A 20,057-nucleotide genomic window follows, 5' to 3' on the forward strand; every position below is an offset into this window, starting at 1 on the left:
GGGCCTTGTAGCGCACTTCTTTGTTCATGAAGCAACTCATGCTCTAGACGAGTTAATTCCACAAGAATACGAAGTTGATATGATTTATTATAATACATTTAAAGACTTTCAACGATTATTTGGCCTTGATTTAGAACCAATGAAAGAGCTTACACCTTATGAGACTTCTAAAATGTATGAAATCTATGAATTAAAAGAAAGAAACCGCGCCCAACACGCATATCGTGCTGAGCGCTTCGCTTTTGATCAACAGGGCATATTCACGAATCAAGCTTTAGAAGCTAATGATTGTTACGAAGAATATATTTCGCAACATCGAGAGAGAAATAAGCTTAAACTCTATCGTCATACTCCTGATGATCATATTTTCAATGCCTATGGCATTAACAAGGACTATCTTTAAAACTCATAGCTTGCACTAATGCCATAGCTACGTGGTGCCTCTTTTTGTGTATAGAGGTCGTCTTGCCACGCTGGAGGCATATTGGCGAAATAGTAACCACGAAGTGAGTATGTTTCATCAAAGATATTCTTGCACCAAATTGAGATATCTAAAGACTTATAACGATAACCAACTTTCGTATCAACTAATTGATAGGCCGTTGACTTTAAGTCGTGAGAGTTTGAAAAATAAAAATCAGCAGATGCATAGAAATTGATATCCCAATACATACCGTTCTTGTACTTGTAATTTAAATTAATGTTTGCTTGGTAATTTGGAGCATGAGGCATCTGTCTACCATCGAGATCTCTAGTTCCGATATTATAATCACCATACCTTGTTCCTAGAAGGCCTAGTCCAGAGCTAACACTTAGGCCATAGGTCTTAGTCAGGGCCGCTTCAATTTCTGCTCCGTAATTGAAACCACTTGCTGCATTATCTGTATAGAAAGTAAATGAGCTCGGATCCATTGGATCATCTTGAAACGATGTTTTAACTTGTGCATTGTTTCGGTACATGAAAAAGAGAGAACTACTTAGTGAAATCCCTTTTTCTTTTAAATGATATTTTTGACCAAGTTCAAATGAGTAAAGATCCTCAGGTCTAAACTCTTTACGTGTATCAGGGACTGCTGACTGTGTATTGATTCCACCAGGCTTATATCCCTTAGATAATTTTAAGTAGGCAAGATCTCCAAGTAAACCTTTCTTAGATAGTGTAATATTTAGGCCATACATTAAATCTTCTGGCGAAAGTTTTGTTTCTATTCCACTTTCTTGCGCTTCAAATTCGACATTGCGATATTCGATACGGCCACCATAATTTATTTCAACTGCTTCACTTAGGTCTTTCGTTTGTTCGGCATAGATTGAGACTAGTTTAGTGTCGACTTCTCCAGCGATACTTTTTCTAACCGCTGAATCTTCATATCCTATTTCTTTAAAATCTTCATTTGATGACTTTAGATAAACACCGATAGTACTTCTTTTTGATGAGATTCGTTGATCAAGAGTAAAGTCTACGCGCTTTCTTGGGAATTCAATATTGTAGTCGTAGTCGGCATTCCAGCCAGGGATTGTATTCCAGTAAGGGTTATTACCCCAGTCTTCATCATAGCTATAGTATGAGTTATTTTTAAAGTGGGTAAGAATTGTTGTGCTTGTTAAGTTTGCACTAAGATCCTTTTCGTATTTTAGGTACTGGCCAAGAGTTTCACTCTTATCCTTTCCTGGTTTGTCTGAACGAGTTGTGTGGCCATTATCTTGCACAAAAGCATCATAACCGTTGTCCTTGTCAAAGTAGTGAAGTCCAAAAGTAAGTGTTGAATCGATAAAATCTTTAACTAGGCGTGCTCGAATATTTAATTCATCTTGGCCATTTGTATCGTTGCGTTTGAGGTATTCATTTTCCATGAAGCCATCACTGTCTCTCTTTGATAGACTTAGTGTCAGCCCTGTTGAAGGATTAAGCATACCTGAGTAGCTAATGCTCTCTTCCCATGTATTAAATGATTCATATGAAAGGTATGTTTTAAACTTTGATTCCTGCGTCGGGTCTTGAGACTTTAGATGAATCATTCCCGCCATTGCACTTGGCCCAAAACGTGTGGCCTGAGGCCCTTTGTAAACTTCTAATTGCTTAATACCATTTAGATTTGTTGTTCCTGAAACACCAGTATAGTCGATTTCATCAACCATCAGTCCTACTGAGTAGTTTGATATTCCTTCGTAGGCCGACCTCTCGCCAATTCCTCTAATTTGAAAGAAGTTAGAACGTGAGCTTCCATTTGCCATATTAAGGTTAGGAACGGACTTAAATGATTCACTCAAATCTGTGGATTGTTCTTGTGAAAAGTCTTTGGCCGTCTTTAGAGATGTACTATTGGCGTCGCTATAATACTCTTTCTTTTCAAAGAGGCCGTAAATATAAATAGCATCGTCACTATTGGCCGAAGTTGTTTGTGCAAATGTTAGTTGGGAAATAAATACTAATATCAGTATTTTCATCTGAGTCTCCTTACGCCAGCATTACCTGGATCAAGTTAAAAGGTTTGACGGCCAAATCCGCTATTCTCAGCCACATTATGGTGTAGCTCCCTTGGGTAAATTTTCGTATTAATTACATTAATATAATTAAAAGGGCAAATAAAAAGGCCAGCTTAGCTGACCTTCATATTTTTAAACTAGAATTTAACTTTGTAGTTTTTAACTTTTACAACGCCTTTTTTCATTTTCGCTGCAATGACAAGCTTAACATCTGTTGCACCCTCACATTCGTAACGAAGGTAAACATTAAATAGAGTTGCAGATGCCTTTTGGGGTTGAGGGATACATGCAGCAAGATAGTCATCTTCAACTGTCTCAACGATGGCCTTTACTTCATCACTTGCCATAAGTTCTTCAACCGTTTCTGCAAATACACGTTGAGACTCTTCAATTGCATCAAAGTCAGGCATGCTCATACCTGGAGGTAGTCCAATAGAGATACCAGCTTGTGCGTTAAGAGTTAGTAGACATACTAGAGCTAGAAGTACTTTTTTCATATATTCCTCACTTTTATTTATATTTCTAAATTGATTTACTAGATCCCATTTTGCTCAAGATAAAGCAAGTGAAGCTGTTATTGTTTGAAATAATTTCTTACTTAAATTCAGTAATGATATCAAATACTTCGACGTAGTCAGTTGATTGGATATCATCTGAAATTGATAGGTTAAAATGAGTCTGTATTGAAAAGTTAATGGCCGAGCAATAACTCTTTGCTGTGTTATTCTTAATTTTAAGATAGGGAAGGCGTGATGTGAGGGGAAAAGGGACTTCTTCACATTCTAAAGAGAATGAATCTCCACCACTTTCACTAGGTGCCGCGACAATAAGTGAGTCGATAATTGAGTCACATGTTGGAAAGTAGATAGGGGTAATACTTCGAGGGGCCATGCTTATTAGGGCCTCATCATTTGCACCAAAGACACCTTCAAGTTCGAGATTCCAGATTTTAGGAACAGGTGAGAATAAGTCTTCTTCAGAAATTGTATAATTGAAATGTGTTTGATCTTTTAACTGGAGATAGCGTCCTACAGGAACTCCACCTGAACCATCTCCTAGTACCCACTCAAAGTCGTCAATATTAGTATATGCTGGGAGTTTTATTCTTATCTGACTTACTGTCGTAGACTTTTTTGTGAATGTATGACGATATGTTTGCCAGTACCAACGATCTCCATCTACAGCATCATTGATAAGTTGATTTCTTATTCGTTGAAGATGCCTAATTCCGTTGGAAGTAATTGCCTTTATTTCAAATTCGTCACTCGTTTTAGTCTTAAAGCTAATTTCAAGCGTCATACCTGTCTGTACGCTGATATCTTCAATATCGTAGTAGTAATTTGAAGTGGATGATGAGGCACATGAATAGTTGCCATCATAAACTTGCCACGGATCGAGAACAAGTCCATCAGGGCCACTATCTGTATAACTCTCACATCCAAAAGAGCCACCCATATTACAAGTCGCAGAGACACTAATAGCAATAAGAAGTGTGAATGTGAGAGTTATGCTTTTAATCATTAAGGTGCTTCGTTCCCATCAACACCAGTGAAAGCAACGTTGATCACTGCTGAGAAATCGCTTGAAGTTGCCTCGTCACCTGCTTCAAGAGAAATAATCCCTCTTACTGTAAGTGCTGAGTTATCTACTAGAGCTGAAAGAACTTTTGCGTTTGCTACACCTGGATTAGCGGCCGATGAGTTATATACTTCAGACGCTACGTCAGTGATATCTTTCTTTGTGTCTACCATAATATCACCTGTTGCAAGAGTTGCACTTCCTGCTCCAAGAGTTTGTTGTCCGTAAGATCCTAGACCAGCTGAAATGAAGATCATTTTTTCAAGTGCTACTGATACATCATTCGCAGATGAAGTTAATGACTTAGAGATCTTTAGGTAGTCATTTTTGAAAAGTAGCATCTTTGATTTGATTTCAAATTTCACATACCTTACATTCGATTCACCATCTAAGTTTCCAAGAGCTAGTGATGCATCTTGCGTATGTGTTCCAAAACTTGTTGATTCAAGAGTCGCATCACAGTCGTTAAAAGATACATCTTGTCCGCAGTCAACTAGTGCAATTGATACACTATTAACTTTTGGTGAGAATCCACCTGAAAGTGTGATTGATCCATTTGCTGTTGAGTCTGCTGCAAAAGTGCTGAAGCTAAGAGCTGTCGCAAGAGTTGCAAGTTTAATTAATTTCATGTCTTCTCCTTAAGTAAATTAATTAGTTTGAATCATTACTGATTTTAATCCTAATGGTATATTTTTATGATTTTGCCAATTTTCGTAGTCAATGCCATAGAGAGGAATGGCCGTAAGATTTAACACCTCAGGGAATTCCTGACCTGGGAATTGTTCTGCAAATTGCTTCTTTAGTCCTCTAATATGTGACTTTAAACTTATTTCCGAAAGAATTGTCTTTCCTCCTGGAAGTAAGTGGTTTCTAATATTTGCTTTGAAAAGATAGAGCTGGTCTTCATCCACAACCCCGCGTGATTCAAAGCCAGTCATTGGGTCTGTGTAGATCAGATTCATTGTAAAGAAAGTGTATGCATTACCTTTATTGGCAACTGCATAAGCAAGTTTCTTCTTCTTTTTATCAAATTTTAAAAATCTTAACTGTGGTGATACTTGTGTCTGTATCGTTGAATAGTAAATTTCTCCAACGATAAAAGACGTTGATCCATTTAGGTAATCAATTTTGTAGCCGGCCTGAAAGCTTCCTATGTTTTGAGCTGCTGGAATATTAATTTGAAGGCCGTAGTGTCTTGTTTCTCCAGGGGCCAGGCTTTGCTCAATGGCAAAGCTTTCATTTCCTCTCTCATCAAGAAGAGACATAAAGGGTGCCAGTGAGAATTTTATATCCTGTCCAATTTTGTAAGGGAGGTAACTATAGCTTCCGTCTCTTGATTGGATAAGTTCTGTCTTAATGATTGTGAACTGACATGTCTCATCACTCACATTTTTAACAACAATTTCACGCTTCTTATCTCCACCTTCAAGGTAGTGCTTGATTGCTGGGTGAGATTTCTTGCCATTGTCGTCTTTTTGTAGAACGAGACAAGCTGAAGTCGTAAGATTTGCACAAAGTAGAATGAGTGTTAAAAAGTATTTCATCATTATGACCTTTTATGACCTTCTAATTATTGTAAAAGAGGTTTCTAACTCTTTTGATTTGTAGTTTTTTACCGTTTTCATTTTCTAATTCAATGTCAATCGTGATCTCATTTTTTTGACTTATCAATGAGATCAGATCTTTAAGGTCAAGATTGATATCCCACAGGCCGGAATATACCTCTTGCGTTTCGATATCAACTTGATAACCATCAAGTTTTACCGAAATATTTGAGAGAATATTATATTCAGTTTCTGCCGAATCGAGAGTTAGAAGTGCGCTAAATTTAGGTGCACTAATAATGCTATTGTCAAACTCTGTAATGATTAAGTCTTGGATTGGAAGTGTATCCACATCAATTAGCTCAAAACCAAATGTCACGGTTTGCATATTGTCTCTAGGAAGATCAAGAGTAACTTCCTTTTGAATATCTTTGTAAATAGAAGAGTTTGCTACTGCACTCAATTTATACTGTCCATTACGAAGACGTGAATAATTAATTGTATTTAAAGACTTACCACTAATAGGGATGATTTCATTATTTTCATCGATTAGCTGATAAGTAATATCTCCTATAAGTGTATCGAAATCTTTATCATAACGTCCATTCTTATTGATATCATTGTAAGAGAATGTATTAATTGTTGAGATTTCTTTAAGTGCAAAATCAACGTACACTGTTTGATTCTTAAGAACTTTTGTTCCTTTATAATACTCTGACGACTCAAGTGATTTGGCCGTAACTTGTCGCTCTATAAGGGAGATATGATCAATATCTGGCTTAAGCTCATTAATTAGATACTTTCCATCTTTATCTGTTGTTGCACTTCCTGTAACGCTATAAATACTTAAGCCCTCAACACCTTTTTCAAAATCTTCGCAAGTTCCATTTAAGTTGCGATCGATGCAGATGCGACCAGCAATACTTCCAGTACGTTTTCCACCAAAGGCGTCTTCAACTTTTCTTGGAGTTTTTGCTCCAAAACGGTATTGAAAACGAATTCCGATTTGATAGTCAATATCATCATATTGGTGATTATCTTCTGCTCTTGTATAGATCTCAAAAGAGTAGTTACTATCTGTTCCTGTACGGATACCAGCTTCAATATAATCGAGATCAGTTTTAGTCTGAGTAACATAATCTCTTCTTTGGCCTTCATCGTGTCCAATTCTTACGTAGGCATTTCCATTAAAGTGATTATTGTCGATATTATAATCGATTCCAATATTTGTGCGCGTGCGATATGAGTCATCACCATACGATTCATATTCAACGTGTGATCTAATCGTAAACTTCGGCGCTTTATAGCTTAAGTCAACTGAGACAAATGGCTCATTTGTATAGTCCTGAATGTTGCTATCAGTATAATTCTTGCTAGCAACACCTGCTCGCATCGCCGCGTATAATTGTTTGTTTTGGTAAGCAAAGGTAATGAACTTTCTCTGCTCTTTCACTGTTGAGCTAGTATGGTCTTGGTAGTTAACACTTGCAGAAAGGCCACCACCCATTGGAAAGCTCACTCTTACATGATTTGAACTACGATGTTGTCTATTTTGCTCATTTGTTGCAAAAGTATCTCGATCTAACTCGTCATTGCGACTAAGCTCAATTAGCACTCCGTCAAAGTCATAAGAAAGGGAAGCGTTATTATAAATGACTTCTTGAAAGCGATCCTTTCGATAACCTGATGAAATAGCAATTGGAAGGTTCTTTCTCACCATATAACGAACGGCCGTACGGTAGTCTTGAATGACTCCACGTTGTGGATCATCTGAAATTGTAAGAGATGGTGCAAATGAAAGTTTATCATTTGGGTTAAAATTTCCACGATACCCAATTGATCCAGATGTTTCACCTGAATCCGAGTTTTGATTAATGACTACAAATGTACGCTGTCCTGGTCTTGGGTCATATTGAACCATGGCCGCAGTGTTAAATTCATCATTTTCGTCAACACCCACAAGTGTTCCAACTTTTAAGTTTGGAAGAATATCTCTTGTATAAGCGACACCATCACGGGCCTCGTTACCAACATTTGTATCCACGTCAAGATCGACGTTATTCCCAGCACTAAAGCGCCAGCTGTCACCATCAAAGTGGAAAGTCCCACGTGCATCCTGTGCTTGTCCGTTAACCATATTGGCCTGCACGTAGCTTGATAAAGAAACGTAGTCTGATAGGGCGCCATTTGAGTTTAGAACAACAGAGCTAAGGTTAGAGTCTCTTCCTTCGACACTCATATAATCATTTGTGATGGTAAGTGTTGTATCAAGGTAATTTCCTTGACGGTCTTGATTATTAGCAGAGCTAACAAATTTAACCTGAAACTTCTTTTGAAATTTTGTGATTCCACCAACTTTTGCATTAACTTCGAATGCTGCATATGTCGAAGTACTATTTTTAAAATTAACTCTAACTGGAAGAAGCTTCACCTCATTAGCTGCAATAGTAATAGGGGAGCTATTAACGCTTACACTTACTTCTGGTGTTAGGTTTCTAATTGAAAAATGATAAACTTCGCTTGCATTACCTGTATTTTTAACCTTTAAATTAAGCGTGTGGTTTTTCTTATTTGTTTCAATATTTTGATCGGCATCAAAGAAATCAAGGTCTCGCTTCTTTGCCACAACAAAGCTTATGCTATTTTCAATCTTTTCTTGAGTTTCTATATTTGTGAAAATAATCTTTAACTCATGAATTGTCCCCGCATCAACGAAGCTAGGAGTATATGTATAGAAAGTTAGGTAAGTCAGATCACCTGCAATCAGCTCGACAGTTTCAGGGCCCTCGGCGCGCCACTGTTGATTGCTTTCAATCGAAATTTTATAAGTTGTGTTTGTTGGTGACTTAATCGGCAGAACCTGAATGGCAACCTCTCCAGGTTGGACACTCTTGTCTGGAAGCATACTAATATCAAGTTCACTACCAAATGCTAGTAAATTGATGAGAAATAGAAATAGGGGCAGGACAAATTTTATCTTCTTCATAATGCTCACATCTTAGCTTGAATAAGATGAAAATATTCATTGTTGAGCATTATTTATAACGATGTATACGCTTTGTACATGAGTAATATCAGTGTCTTGGGTGAACAAAAGTTAGGTAATCTAAACTTGTTTAGAGGAAGTATTCCGCGACTCCATAAAGCCCATTTTGTTCAAATGGAAAAATGATTGAGTCATTTGTCGGGTTGTAATCGAATTGTACTCCGCGACATGAAAGTTGTGGCATGGTCCAGCTCAGGGCACCTAAATCAGTATCTGTATCAATATTGTGGCCATAGAGACGACTGCCATAACAGTAGTAAAGGTATTGAGTTCCACCGCGTCTCGTGTAGACAAAACCATCGTCAATATTTCTTGCTGTGTAGGCAATCTGCTCGACGTTTCCGTCTTTTATAGCAATAACTCTTCGTTGAGCACCACGATACATTTTGGCCGTAACATACTTAGCATCGACACTATCGTAGAAGATATTTCTATAGTTATCCCAGTATTCATATTCACATGTGCTTCCTGAAGTAGGTGCTGTTCTAAGCTCTGTACAACCTTCGTTTACATCATTGTATCCTAGAACACCCCAGATATGCTCTTGTCTATAACTGTCAGCAGAGTCGTAGGCCTTAAGCATAAAGTCTTCGTATCTAAGATCAGTTGTATTATATTTCATTCTACTTAAGAATAACTTCCCATTTGCAAACCCAATAGGTAGTGCTCTGTTATTGGTACCGGCAACGTCAATATCACTTCCGATTTTACCGTCTGATGTTGGATCATAGTAGCTTGTACCACTAGTGTTGCTGAAGACATCTTCCCACATTCCTGTTGAGCGATTTAGCATGGCAAAACGGCCATAGTGCCATTCCACACGGTCCATATAGATATTTCCAGTTGCGCGGTCAACAACTGTCCAGTATGGGTTTCTTACTGGCTGTGTGTCCGCAGCAGCAGCTGTCGAAGCAGTTGCAACGGTACCATTACCAGCTAAAATATTAATATTTCCTTCAATGGTAAATTCTTTGAGATAGTAAGATGAGGTGTCATTTACAACGACCTTACCGTTATCAAGTCTTGTGACACGGCTAATATTACTAAAGCGCGCATTAACGGCATTGACATTGTCACCGTAAGATTGGCTTTGACCAAAAATCGTAACAACTTTACCTTCTTCATCAAGAGTTCTAATTCTACCACGGTCGTTAAAATATATTTTTCCATTCTTATCGACAAAGACAGAGTAGATATCCATATTACAGGCCGTCGCTAATGTCCCATCTGCACATTCACCAAGTGTTCCAGAACCTAGGATTCTTGTATAAGTTCCATCAAAGTTATTTCGATTCATATAACTTCTTGCAACAGTTACATAAGAGTTACCATCCATTCCTGTGTAGTTATAATAATGATACCAACGGTAGCTATTATCAAATGGTGTAATGGACTGACCAGTTGTTGGATCAAAGTAAACTCTGGCATAAGTGTAGTCAGAAGTTGATCCATACATATCACAACCTGGAAAACTCTTATGGTGATAGGCCGTTCCTGTGATTCCTTGAATTTGAGATGTTGCCTGATTGAATTTAATTCCAGTATAACCAACACGGCACTTAGAAAGGTCTTGAGTTGACTGCCAACCGTTACCTGTACCACCTAGGTAGAATGATTCAACCTGTCCTGTCGCTGCTCTATAGATTCTAACTTTAAAGCTTCCATCTGTTTCAATACTTTCAGATCTTTCTGCATTAAACCAAAGGTCGCCATTAGGAAGTGGAGTGAAAAGAACAGCATTGGTTCTATAATCAGAACTTGATAAACTTCTCATCTGAAGATCAAGTGGGTTTGCTACTGTGTCAGCAGTACTTGAACCACCACCAATAATCGTTTCAATTGTTGGGTTTTCTAAATTTAAGTCAACTCTTCTAATTCTATTATAATCGAGAATTAAAAGACGCCCTTGGTAATCAAGAGTGATCTTCATTGGGTAACGGAGAGTTGCACTCTCTGCTGGCCCACCATCACCAGTTGATGTTCCTGTTTTTGCAATAAAGAGTTTCTGCTTACCATCAGCTGGATCAACTGTAATAATCCCTCTTTTATAGTCGGCAAAATAAATATTACCATCATCAGTGAAAACAAGAGTGTGAATATCTGAAGAGTCTCCAACACGTTTGTTAAAGAATAGGGCAGATCTTGCATCACCACCAAGACCAGCTTCCGTATTACCTGCAATAATCTTAATACGATCAGCATTTATTGGCGTCGAAGTTAGCTGAGTACTAATCCCAGATAGGTTCGTTACTTTTACCCTAATTTTGTAAGCTGTAGCTAGTGGTGAACCACCAGTCCATTTAAAACAACCTTCGTTAGCTGCTAGAGAAATCCCTGGACAACCATGATTTGTATGAGGAGCAATCCCTTGTGCGCCTGCAATGGCCGTAAACGTTTGCTCGTCTTGCGTATAGTAAATATTGATGGCCGTTGCAGGAAGGCCAATTGAATCATCTACTTTCCAACGAATATATAAGTCAGTCCCTGTTGGAACAGCTGAGTCTGCTCTTGTTGGAGGAATTGAAGATGTATCATTATTTGCGGCCGCAACGTCCCAAATCGTAGGTGGAGAAGCCTTGTCATAAACAATTTGATCATAGTCTGTGTCTAGGACTTGCGTATTTGTTGAAATATTTCCAGCTTCATCTTTTACCCATGCATAGACATCATAAAGTGCCGGCTCCCAACCTAGTAAGTAAGAGTAGTCAGCCACTGTAATATTTTGTGCCGGAGTGATTCCAATAGATGTCGAGTTAACTGCAATCCAACATGCATCATCAATGGCCGGCTGAACTGTCGTATTCGATTGAAGACAAATATGTGTCAGGTAAACATTCGCATTTTGTGAACTTGCCGTCAGTGAGTATGGAATAAAGTTTGTTGGTGAAGGGTCTGCAAGCCCTGCTGAAATTGTGTTAACGACTGGAAGTCCTGTCTCTCGGTACCAGTACCCTGAAACTGTCGACGTATTTGATGCTCCATTCGTTTGTGCGAAATTATAAGTATTATTAACGTCTGATGCTGTCGTGGCCGTTGTCCAAGACCATACGCCAGAAGAACAAGTTGTTGTTGTCGTTTGTGCACCAGTAATATTAATCGTTAGGCCGTCTTCACATGTTCCTGTAAACGTTGCAGTCGTACCATTATTCTTGATTGAACTTAGATCGATAGCAAGTGCAGGGAAGTTGGAGTCTCTTGTCCATGTATAAGTTAGGGCAGAAGTATTTCCCGCAGAATCTGCTTGAGTAAATGTAAATGCCCTTGTCGCGTCAGTTGTATAATTTCCTGAAGTCCAAGTCCAAGAAGATGCAGAACATGTAATACTGTCTGATTCGGTTCCAGATATTGTAATAACATTTGTTCCTTCACATGTTCCTGAAATTGTGAAGCTGTCTCTTAGTAGAGTTTCAGATTGATTTTCTCCAATTTCTATTTGGATCGGAGCTGTCGCATTAAATGCCGGAGGTGTTGCATCACGCTGCCAAGAAAGTGAAAGGGCAGGAGAAGACGTATTCCCAGCAGCATCTGTTTGTACTAAGTTGTAAACAAATGTCCCGTCTGTTGTTTTTGGTGAAGGAGTCCAGCTCCATGTTCCAGATGAACAGTTAAATGAAGTAGTCTCATCACCTGTTACATAAATTGTATATGTTCCTTCACAAGTACCAGACCAAGCGTTTGGAGTATTAGCATTTGTGAAATCAGGAGAGATACCTGCTGTTTTTGTAAGAATTGGAGCAACTTCGTCGCGAATAAATGTTCTTGTAACCGAAGTTGAATTACCTGCGGCATCAACTTGATTAATCGTAATATCTTTTGCTCCATCGTTGTCTGAGAAGTTAACTGTTTGAGAGAATGTTCCCCCTGAACAAGCAATAGAGAATGCCGCTTGAATATCACCAGAGATATTAATATTTAACCCACTTTCACAGTTACCATTAATCGTTGTACTTGAAAGGTGATATGAGTTATCGGCCGGTGATGTATAGCTTAGGGCCGGAGCAATTGAGTCAATCTCAAACGCACTCGATTCTACTGTTGCTGAATTTCCTGCTAGATCTGTGAATGAAACTCTAAACTTAGCATTAGTCGTATTAATTGATGGCACAGTCCATGCTCTTGAGAAGGCCTGTGAACTAATTGGCCCATTTGTCGCCGCAGTCGTTCCTACAGAAGACCAGCTACTTCCATTATAGAAGTCCACTTGGAAGTTTTGAGCTGATGATGTACTTGCATCAGTTGCACTCCAGGCAAGATTGATATTATTTCCACCCTTTTGAATCGCTGGTGTTGTCAGTGATAGACTTGGATTAATTGTATCGTAATAGACATTGATATCACTTGAAGTTGTTGAGATATTTCCATGTGGGTCTTTTGACCATGCCTTAAGTGTGTGTAGGCCCTGAGTGGCACTTGCAAGTGTATAAGTTGTTGCACTTGCTACCGTTGAACACGCTACCCATGCATCACCGGCCGCTGGCTGGCCACCTTCATTAATAATTACTGAAGTGATATCGCTACAGCTACTCACTGTCATAGTGTTAGCAGTTGAGCTTGTGTAAGTTGCCGATGTAAGCGCAATAGTAGGAGGAGCTGAAGGAGTTTTATCAGTTACTGTGATTGTTACAGTCTCAACAGAAGCAGCATCAACAGTTCCATCATTTGCGATAAAAGTGAAAGTTTCTGTTCCATGGAAGTTAACATTACTTGTATAAGTACAAGTTAAATCAGTTCCATAGCTACCTGTTGTAATACAATTTGAAAGTGTCCCATTAGATGGTGCTGTGACAACCTTATAAGTTAGTGCATCACCGTCAACATCACTTGCATTACTAAGAGTAATTGCTAGGGCCGTATTGTCATCAGTTGAATATGTCTGATCTGCTGCCATAACAGGAGCATCATTAATCGAGTTTACAATAATTGTAACTGTCGCAACAGTTGAGTCTGCCACACCGTCATTTACTCGGTAAGTAAATGTTGTTGTTCCATTAAAATTTGCGACAGGAGTATAAGTACAAGAACGAGATGTACCACCTGAACAACTTAATGAACCTGTCGCAGGATCAGTAAGCTTAACATAGTATAGAGTGTCACCATCAATATCAGCACCAGAATTTAAGCTGAAATTTAGAGGTGTATCTTCATTTGTTGAAACAGTTTGAGTCGCTGCCAGAGTTGGAGCATCGTTTACTGCATTAATTGTAATATTAACAGTTGAGCTTGCCGCTGAATCTAGCAGCCCATCGTTTGCAAGGTATGTGAATGAATCTGTCCCATTGAAATTTGCACCTGGCGTATAAGTACAAGTGATATCTGTCCCATATGATCCAGTTGTAATACAATCAGATAGAGTTCCATTAGTAGGTAGGCTTACGACCTTGTAACTAATTGTTTGTGCCGGTACATCGACATCGGTAGCGCCATTAAGAGTGATGCTAAGTGGAGTGTCCTCATTCGTTACTTCGTTTTGATCGGCCACCATAACAGGGGCATCATTAATTGCATTTACTGTAATGCTTACTGTAACTGTATTTGAGTCCAGTGCCCCATCATTTGCTTTATAAGTGAATGAGTCACTTCCTTCAAAATTCAGGTTTGGTGTATAAGTACACGCCGTAGAAGTTCCACCTGTACATGATAAAGTACCATTTGTAGGGTTTGAAACAACGATATAAGAAAGCGTATCATTTTCAATATCACTTGCTGCCGTTAGATTGAAATTATGTGCAGTATCTTCGTTAGTTGAAAATGACCAGTCTCCCGCTAGAGTAGGTGCATCGTTTACACTATTTACTGTTAGAGAAACCGTTGCATTTGTAACGGCAACACCAACACTATCAGTTGCAGTATAAGTAAATGAGTCACTTCCATAGTAGTTCGCATTTGGCGTATAAGTACATGAGATATCTGTCCCATAGCTTCCCGTTGTAATACAATTAGAAAGCGTACCATTTGATGGCGCTGTGATGACCTTGTAGCTTAAAGTTTGTGCCGGTAAGTCTACATCTGTCGCACCATTAAGAGTGAAGTTTACTGCAGTATCTTCATTAGTCGAATGAGCTTGATCTGCTGCCATAACAGGAACGTCATTAACTGCGTTAACAGTAATTGTTACTGTTGCAGTATTTGAGTCAAGGGCCCCGTCATTTACTTTGTAAGTAAAAGATGTCGAACCATTAAAGTTTAAGTCTGGTGTAAATGTACACGCTGTCGATGTTCCACCTGTACAGCTTAGGTTTCCATTTGTTGGAGTTGAAACAATAACATAAGACAGAGTATCAGCTTCAATATCTGATCCGGCCGTTAAGTTAAAGTTTAAAACTGTATCTTCGTTTGTTGATACACTTTGCGTGGCCGCAAGAGTTGGAGCGTCGTTAACGGGAGTGATTGTAATTGATACTGTTGAATCAGTTGCTGAATCAGTTAGCGTATCATTTGCTCTGTATGTGAACGAGTCACTTCCATTAAAATTCATCCCAGGTGTATAGTCACATGTAATATCTGTTGAATAAGTAGATGTATTAATACAATTAGATAGCGTACCATTTGTAGGAGCTGTAATTAACTTGTATTGGATAGTTTGTGCCGGAATATCAACGTCTGTAGCACCAGAAAGAGTGAAGCTTAACGTATTATCTTCTGCAATTGTCTCTGCCTGATTTCCTGCCATTACTGGAGCATCATTTTCTGAAGTAATATTAACTGTAACTGTTGCTGTTGTTGAGTCTAATTGGCCATCATTTACTTTATAGGTAAATGAAGTTGAACCATTATCGTTTAGATCAGGAGTATAAGTACAATCTCTTGAAGTTCCACCCGTACAAGTTAAAGATCCTTTAGTAGGGGTTGTCACAATTAAGTATGAAAGACTGTCACCCTCTGTATCTGCTCCAGCATTTAGTGTGAAGTTCAGAACTGTATCTTCATTCGTACTAACTGTTTGAGTTAGAGCAAGAGTCGGAGCATCATTAACTGCGTTAATTGTAAGAGTCACTGTCGCAAAACTTACTGCATCAGTAACTGTGTCATTAGCAATATATGTAAATGAGTCTGATCCGTTATAGTTAGCACTTGGCGTATAAGTACAGTCTCTATCGTTAATATATGAGCCCGTTGTAATACAATTTGTAAGAGTCCCATTAGTAGGGCCAGAAACTAATTTGTATGAAATTGTTTGAGCAGGAATATCCACGTCAGTTGCAGTGTTTAATGTAAAATTAAGAGCAGTATCTTCATCTGTTGATTCAGATTGATCAGCACCCATTACAGGAGCATCATTTACTGTGTTTACTGTGATTGTCACAGTTGCTGATGTTGAATTTAGTTCACCGTCATCAACTTGGTAAGTAAATGTATCACTTCCAAAGAAGTCTAGATTTGGCGTATAAGTACAAGCTGTTGAAGTCCCTTGAGTACATGAAAGGACACCATTAGATGTCGTTGAAAGTATAGTGTAGTTTAGAGTCGTCCCTTCGATATCACTACCAGCATTAAGATTAAAACTTAGTGGCGTATCTTCATTTGTTGACTCTGCTTGAGTAGCTGCAAGTGTAGGAGCATCGTTAACTGGAGTAATGGTTAGAGATACAGTTGCTACACTTGCAGAATCGAGAGATCCATCATTTGCTATATAACTAAAGCTGTCACTTCCATGGAAATTTGTATTTGGTGTATAGTCACATGTTAAATCATTTCCATATGCACCTGTTGTAATACAATTTGAAAGTGTACCATTATTTGTTGAACTTACGATCTTATAAGTAAGAGATGCTTGTGCATTATCCACATCAGTTGCCTGATTAAGAGTGATTGCAAGTGTATTATCTTCCGCAATCGTAAGACTTTGATCCGCTCCAATAACTGGCCTATCGTTTACATTTGAAATATTTAAAGTAACTGTCGCTTCTGTTGAGTCTAGCTCTCCATCATTTACTTTATATGTGAAAGTATCAACACCTACAAAATCAGCATTTGGCGTATATGTACAATCATTAGTTGATCCTACACAAGTCAATGTTCCGTTTGTTGGTAGTGAAGTTGTAATATAAGAAAGACTTGGAGAGTCCACATCATTACCAGTTGTCAGAAAGAAGTTGTGTACAGTATCTTCTGTAACATTAACACTTTGAGATGCAACGAGAGTAGGTGCATCGTTAATTTGTTCTATATCAAGTGTATAGGTAAATTCGTGATGTACTAAGTCTGTGTTAACATTTGCATCGCCATCATTCTTTTTCCCAATTCTAACAATAATCTCTGCACTTGCAGCAGTATCTGCTGGTGGAGTGTAAGTCCATGTACTTGCATTTGAAACAGTCGCTCCATTAAGTATCCATTGGTATGCAACTGGATAAGATGAATCCCAGTGAACTGCACTTGTTTCAAAATCACTTGAAATCCCTTCTTTTAATGAAGTCGGTGTTTCAAGAGACTTTAGTTTTGGGGCTGCGTCTTTTAAAATTGCCGCTGTTTCACCATGAGTTAACTCACTAAAGATATTGCTGGCATCAGTATTATTTTCTAGCTCAGTATAAATGAGATCATAATCAATCGTTTGGTTATCAACACTTGCTTGGATTAATGCTTCAGTTTGATCCAGATAATTTGCAAGCTCTTGTGTCGGCGTGTAGTCAATATCTGTATTTGTGATCTTAGCAAGTAGAGTTGAAACAGGAGTAATATCTTGCGGCTTAAAATAACTAGTTACAACTTTTTCTAGCTCGTCGCTACATCCCGAAACCTTAACCTTGTAACGAGCTGGTGCTGTTAGATCTAGTGCTAATTTCTTTGCATCAAATTTAAAATATGTTGAAGTATTAATCCCTTCAAATGTAATCGGGTTATCTTCAAGTACTGTCATCGTCACAAGATCAAAGAGTTCGACTTTAGGGTCTGTACATGTTGTTGCCGCATAGGCATTGCTAATAAAGAGACTCTTATTATTTGTCTGAGTAATTAGTCCTGATAGAGGAGGAATACGACCTTCAATAGCAGGTACTACAATGACTGTATTATTTGAACCAGAATTTTGTTGGCCACTTGAAGATTCATCTTCAGGATTTGTTTCATCAGCTTGTGGTGGTGTTGGAAGAGAGTAAGTAATGACTTTCTTATTTTCTTTCTTGGCCTCTACTTTCTTATCGTCTGCTTTTGCAGGAGTTCTTTCAAAAGAGTTATTTGAATAATATGGCCTAGAATAATCTGAGTCGTTTAAGAAGACTTGTGTTGAATTCTTCTTCTTTTTATTAACAGCAAGTTTTGAGACTTGAAAGTCTCCTTTCTTATTACTTGGCTCTACTACTTCATCATTATCATCTTGCGCTAGCGAAGATGGCCCTCTTTTGCTAATAGTTGATGTCGTAGAGTTTAGTCTTGCTTTAACCTTAGGCTTAACAAGTTCGTATTCAATTCCAATCTCTTTCGCCAATTCACTATAACTAGCAGTCTTCGTTGCATTACCATCTGCAAAGAAGATATAGCTAAAGCTGAATAGTGATGCCAGAGCGAGTCCGACGTAGAGTATTGGTTTTTTCAAAGTCCCTCACAAATCATTGATAGTTAGTTGTTTGTGAACAAATTTTATTCTTAAATATTTTCGACTTAATATAATATTTCTTTAGTATTAAAGCATTTAATGAACAAATCACTAAATTCAGTCACTTATATCGGCTTTTTGGAGGAATTATTTAATTTGGTGGCAATTTTTTGTGGAGGTTCAATTTTTTTAGACGAGATATCAGTAGTTTATAAAGTTAATTATTTAAACTAAATACTTTTACATTTGAAAAATTAAAGGATTTCTTAAGGTTGTTATGGGATATTTATTTAGTCGATTAAAAAGGCCCAACTTGAAGCTGGGCCTAGATATTTTTTAAATTTATTTGCTATGATTACTCAGCTGCAAAGTAGCCAATATAATCAATCGAGCATGTGTCTGGGTTAACTGCAACAGCTGCATTAAACCAACCAGAGTGCTCTGAACCGATTGCTGAGTAAATAAGCTTGTCTTCATTGAATTGTGCTAGCTTATTTCCTCTTTCATTTAGAAGCTCTGTTCCCTCAGTTAGATACATTAGGTATTTAACTTCTAGTGGTCGATCTGCTCTAATTTTTCTTTCTAGTTGCTTATTTACAACATTGTCACAAGCGATTGCATTTGAGCTAATTGCTAAACATGAGATAAATGATAAAAGAGTCATTGCTAATTTCATAAGATGGCCTTTGTGTGGGTTAAAGTTGGCCGCATCCTATCTAAGCAACGTGATATAGACAAGCTTGAGCTGCCTTAAATGTAAAATTTGCTATGAATTTAACAAGATCTTAATAATTCTCACTCGAATATTTTAGAAGCTTTTGTTCGTCCACAATTTCGATACTTCTGCCACTCTTAGTGATTAAACCTGCAGACTCGAGTTCACTTAAGATTCTTGTGACACTCTCAAAAGTTGATACTGCAAAGTCTGCTATCTCCTTACGAGTCCAATTATGCTCTGGATGCTTAAGCTTTAAATAGACTAGGGCCTCAACGATTCTTGCCTTGGCCGACTTATCTGCCATTCCAGCAAGTCTTCTTTCAGCATTTCCAAGTTCCCTCGCTAGAATCTTCGTCATATTCTTAAGTAGGGCCGGGCTTTCAAGACAAATATTGTCACATTGCTTACGATCAATGAGCATTAACTTTGACTTTGTCAGACTAATTGAATTGGCGTGATAAGGTGTTTCTAAAAAGTATGAACGATGGCCGAAGATTTCACCTGGCCCATAGACTCTTAAAAAGCTCTCCTTACCATTTTCGCTATTGTAATAAAGGCCAATAATTCCTTCTTCTACAATATAGAGATATTGAGGGGACTCTGACTCTCTGTAAATGACTTCGCCTTTTTGATACTGACGAAAAATAGGCTGTTCAATATTATTTAAGATTTCCTTAATCATGTTTTTCCAAATTTGATGGGCATCAATGTTAATTTATAATCATTATATATAATTAATTTAAGTTTGTAAGTCCTCGAAGTATATCAAGGGACTGTTTTCAATAAAAAGGTGAGTATATGACGAACTTTACATGGCCACTCGTTGGCGGGATATTAATTGGAGTATCCGCTGCTTTTCTGCTCTATTTTAATGGGCGAGTTGCGGGAATCTCAGGTATATTTTTTAATTTTCACAAAAAGAATGACGGCGGTTATTGGCGTGTCTTCTTCGTGCTAGGTCTCTTGGCCGGAGGACTTGTTGTTAAATTGGTGGACCCAAGCTTTTTCAATTATGCCCTCAACCTAACATATACTAAGGCCATTGTGGCCGGTCTATTTGTCGGTGCCGGAACACAACTTGGCTCAGGTTGTACTAGTGGACACGGTGTATGTGGACTTTCACGTTTCTCAAAACGATCACTGGCCGCA

11 protein-coding genes and 1 riboswitch are annotated in these 20,057 nt (G+C 38.2%); of the genes, 2 read left to right on the forward strand and 9 right to left on the reverse strand.

Going from position 1 to position 20,057, the window contains the following annotated elements; translation table 11 throughout:
- Nucleotides 1-403, forward strand: a 403-nt coding sequence (locus tag ABMA79_RS05125) for a hypothetical protein (protein WP_393090800.1), incomplete at its 5' end; no start/stop codon positions are given.
- Here the strand turns inward: ABMA79_RS05125 and ABMA79_RS05130 are convergent.
- The 9 genes from ABMA79_RS05130 to ABMA79_RS05170 all read right to left on the reverse strand — a co-directional run bounded on the left by ABMA79_RS05130 (nt 400) and on the right by ABMA79_RS05170 (nt 19,590).
- Entirely contained in the window at nt 400-2,448 is a 2,049-nt protein-coding gene (locus tag ABMA79_RS05130) for a TonB-dependent receptor (RefSeq protein ID WP_393090802.1), read from the reverse strand. The genes ABMA79_RS05125 and ABMA79_RS05130 overlap by 4 nt on opposite strands.
- A riboswitch (TPP riboswitch) is annotated at nt 2,439-2,551 on the reverse strand. (Overlaps the previous gene by 10 nt.)
- Nucleotides 2,552-2,624: 73 nt before the next feature.
- Entirely contained in the window at nt 2,625-2,984 is a 360-nt protein-coding gene (locus ABMA79_RS05135; RefSeq protein ID WP_393055862.1) for a hypothetical protein, read from the reverse strand.
- Nucleotides 2,985-3,081: 97 nt separating this feature from the next.
- On the reverse strand, nt 3,082-4,008 hold the full coding sequence (locus ABMA79_RS05140; RefSeq protein WP_393090805.1) for a hypothetical protein: 927 nt from the start codon (nt 4,006-4,008) through the stop codon (nt 3,082-3,084).
- Nucleotides 4,008-4,694: a hypothetical protein gene (locus tag ABMA79_RS05145; protein WP_393090808.1), complete on the reverse strand. Its 687-nt coding sequence runs from the start codon at nt 4,692-4,694 to the stop codon at nt 4,008-4,010. The genes ABMA79_RS05140 and ABMA79_RS05145 overlap by 1 nt, the downstream gene beginning before the upstream one ends.
- Before the next feature lie 18 nt (nt 4,695-4,712).
- Nucleotides 4,713-5,612, reverse strand: a complete 900-nt coding sequence (locus ABMA79_RS05150) for a hypothetical protein (RefSeq protein ID WP_393090811.1) — start codon at nt 5,610-5,612, stop codon at nt 4,713-4,715.
- Between the two features lie 19 nt (nt 5,613-5,631).
- Nucleotides 5,632-8,595 (reverse strand): hypothetical protein, encoded by a 2,964-nt coding sequence (locus ABMA79_RS05155; protein ID WP_393090813.1) that lies wholly within the window; start codon nt 8,593-8,595, stop codon nt 5,632-5,634.
- Nucleotides 8,596-8,725: 130 nt separating this feature from the next.
- Complete coding sequence (locus ABMA79_RS05160; protein WP_393090816.1) at nt 8,726-18,190, reverse strand: tandem-95 repeat protein; 9,465 nt, start codon at nt 18,188-18,190, stop codon at nt 8,726-8,728.
- Nucleotides 18,191-18,545: 355 nt separating this feature from the next.
- Nucleotides 18,546-18,866, reverse strand: coding sequence for a hypothetical protein (locus tag ABMA79_RS05165; protein WP_392860914.1), 321 nt, complete (start codon nt 18,864-18,866; stop codon nt 18,546-18,548).
- Nucleotides 18,867-18,975: 109 nt separating this feature from the next.
- A complete protein-coding gene (locus ABMA79_RS05170; protein ID WP_392860913.1) occupies nt 18,976-19,590 on the reverse strand; it encodes a Crp/Fnr family transcriptional regulator in 615 nt (204 codons plus the stop codon).
- Nucleotides 19,591-19,706: 116 nt separating this feature from the next.
- Here ABMA79_RS05170 and ABMA79_RS05175 point away from each other — a divergent pair.
- On the forward strand, nt 19,707-20,057 hold a 351-nt coding region (locus ABMA79_RS05175), incomplete at its 3' end, for a YeeE/YedE family protein (protein WP_393090819.1).

This window comes from Halobacteriovorax sp. HFRX-2_2 (assembly GCF_043196705.1).
Lineage (GTDB): Bacteria > Bdellovibrionota > Bacteriovoracia > Bacteriovoracales > Bacteriovoracaceae > Halobacteriovorax_A.

Excerpts from the sequence above, each read along its gene's own strand:
- ABMA79_RS05130 (WP_393090802.1), bottom strand. The coding sequence starts at position 2,448 with ATGAAAATACTGATATTAGTATTTATTTCCCAACTAACATTTGCACAA.
- ABMA79_RS05135 (WP_393055862.1), bottom strand. The coding sequence starts at position 2,984 with ATGAAAAAAGTACTTCTAGCTCTAGTATGTCTACTAACTCTTAACGCA.
- ABMA79_RS05140 (WP_393090805.1), bottom strand. The coding sequence starts at position 4,008 with ATGATTAAAAGCATAACTCTCACATTCACACTTCTTATTGCTATTAGT.
- ABMA79_RS05145 (WP_393090808.1), bottom strand. The coding sequence starts at position 4,694 with ATGAAATTAATTAAACTTGCAACTCTTGCGACAGCTCTTAGCTTCAGC.
- ABMA79_RS05150 (WP_393090811.1), bottom strand. The coding sequence starts at position 5,612 with ATGATGAAATACTTTTTAACACTCATTCTACTTTGTGCAAATCTTACG.
- ABMA79_RS05155 (WP_393090813.1), bottom strand. The coding sequence starts at position 8,595 with ATGAAGAAGATAAAATTTGTCCTGCCCCTATTTCTATTTCTCATCAAT.
- ABMA79_RS05165 (WP_392860914.1), bottom strand. The coding sequence starts at position 18,866 with ATGAAATTAGCAATGACTCTTTTATCATTTATCTCATGTTTAGCAATT.
- ABMA79_RS05170 (WP_392860913.1), bottom strand. The coding sequence starts at position 19,590 with ATGATTAAGGAAATCTTAAATAATATTGAACAGCCTATTTTTCGTCAG.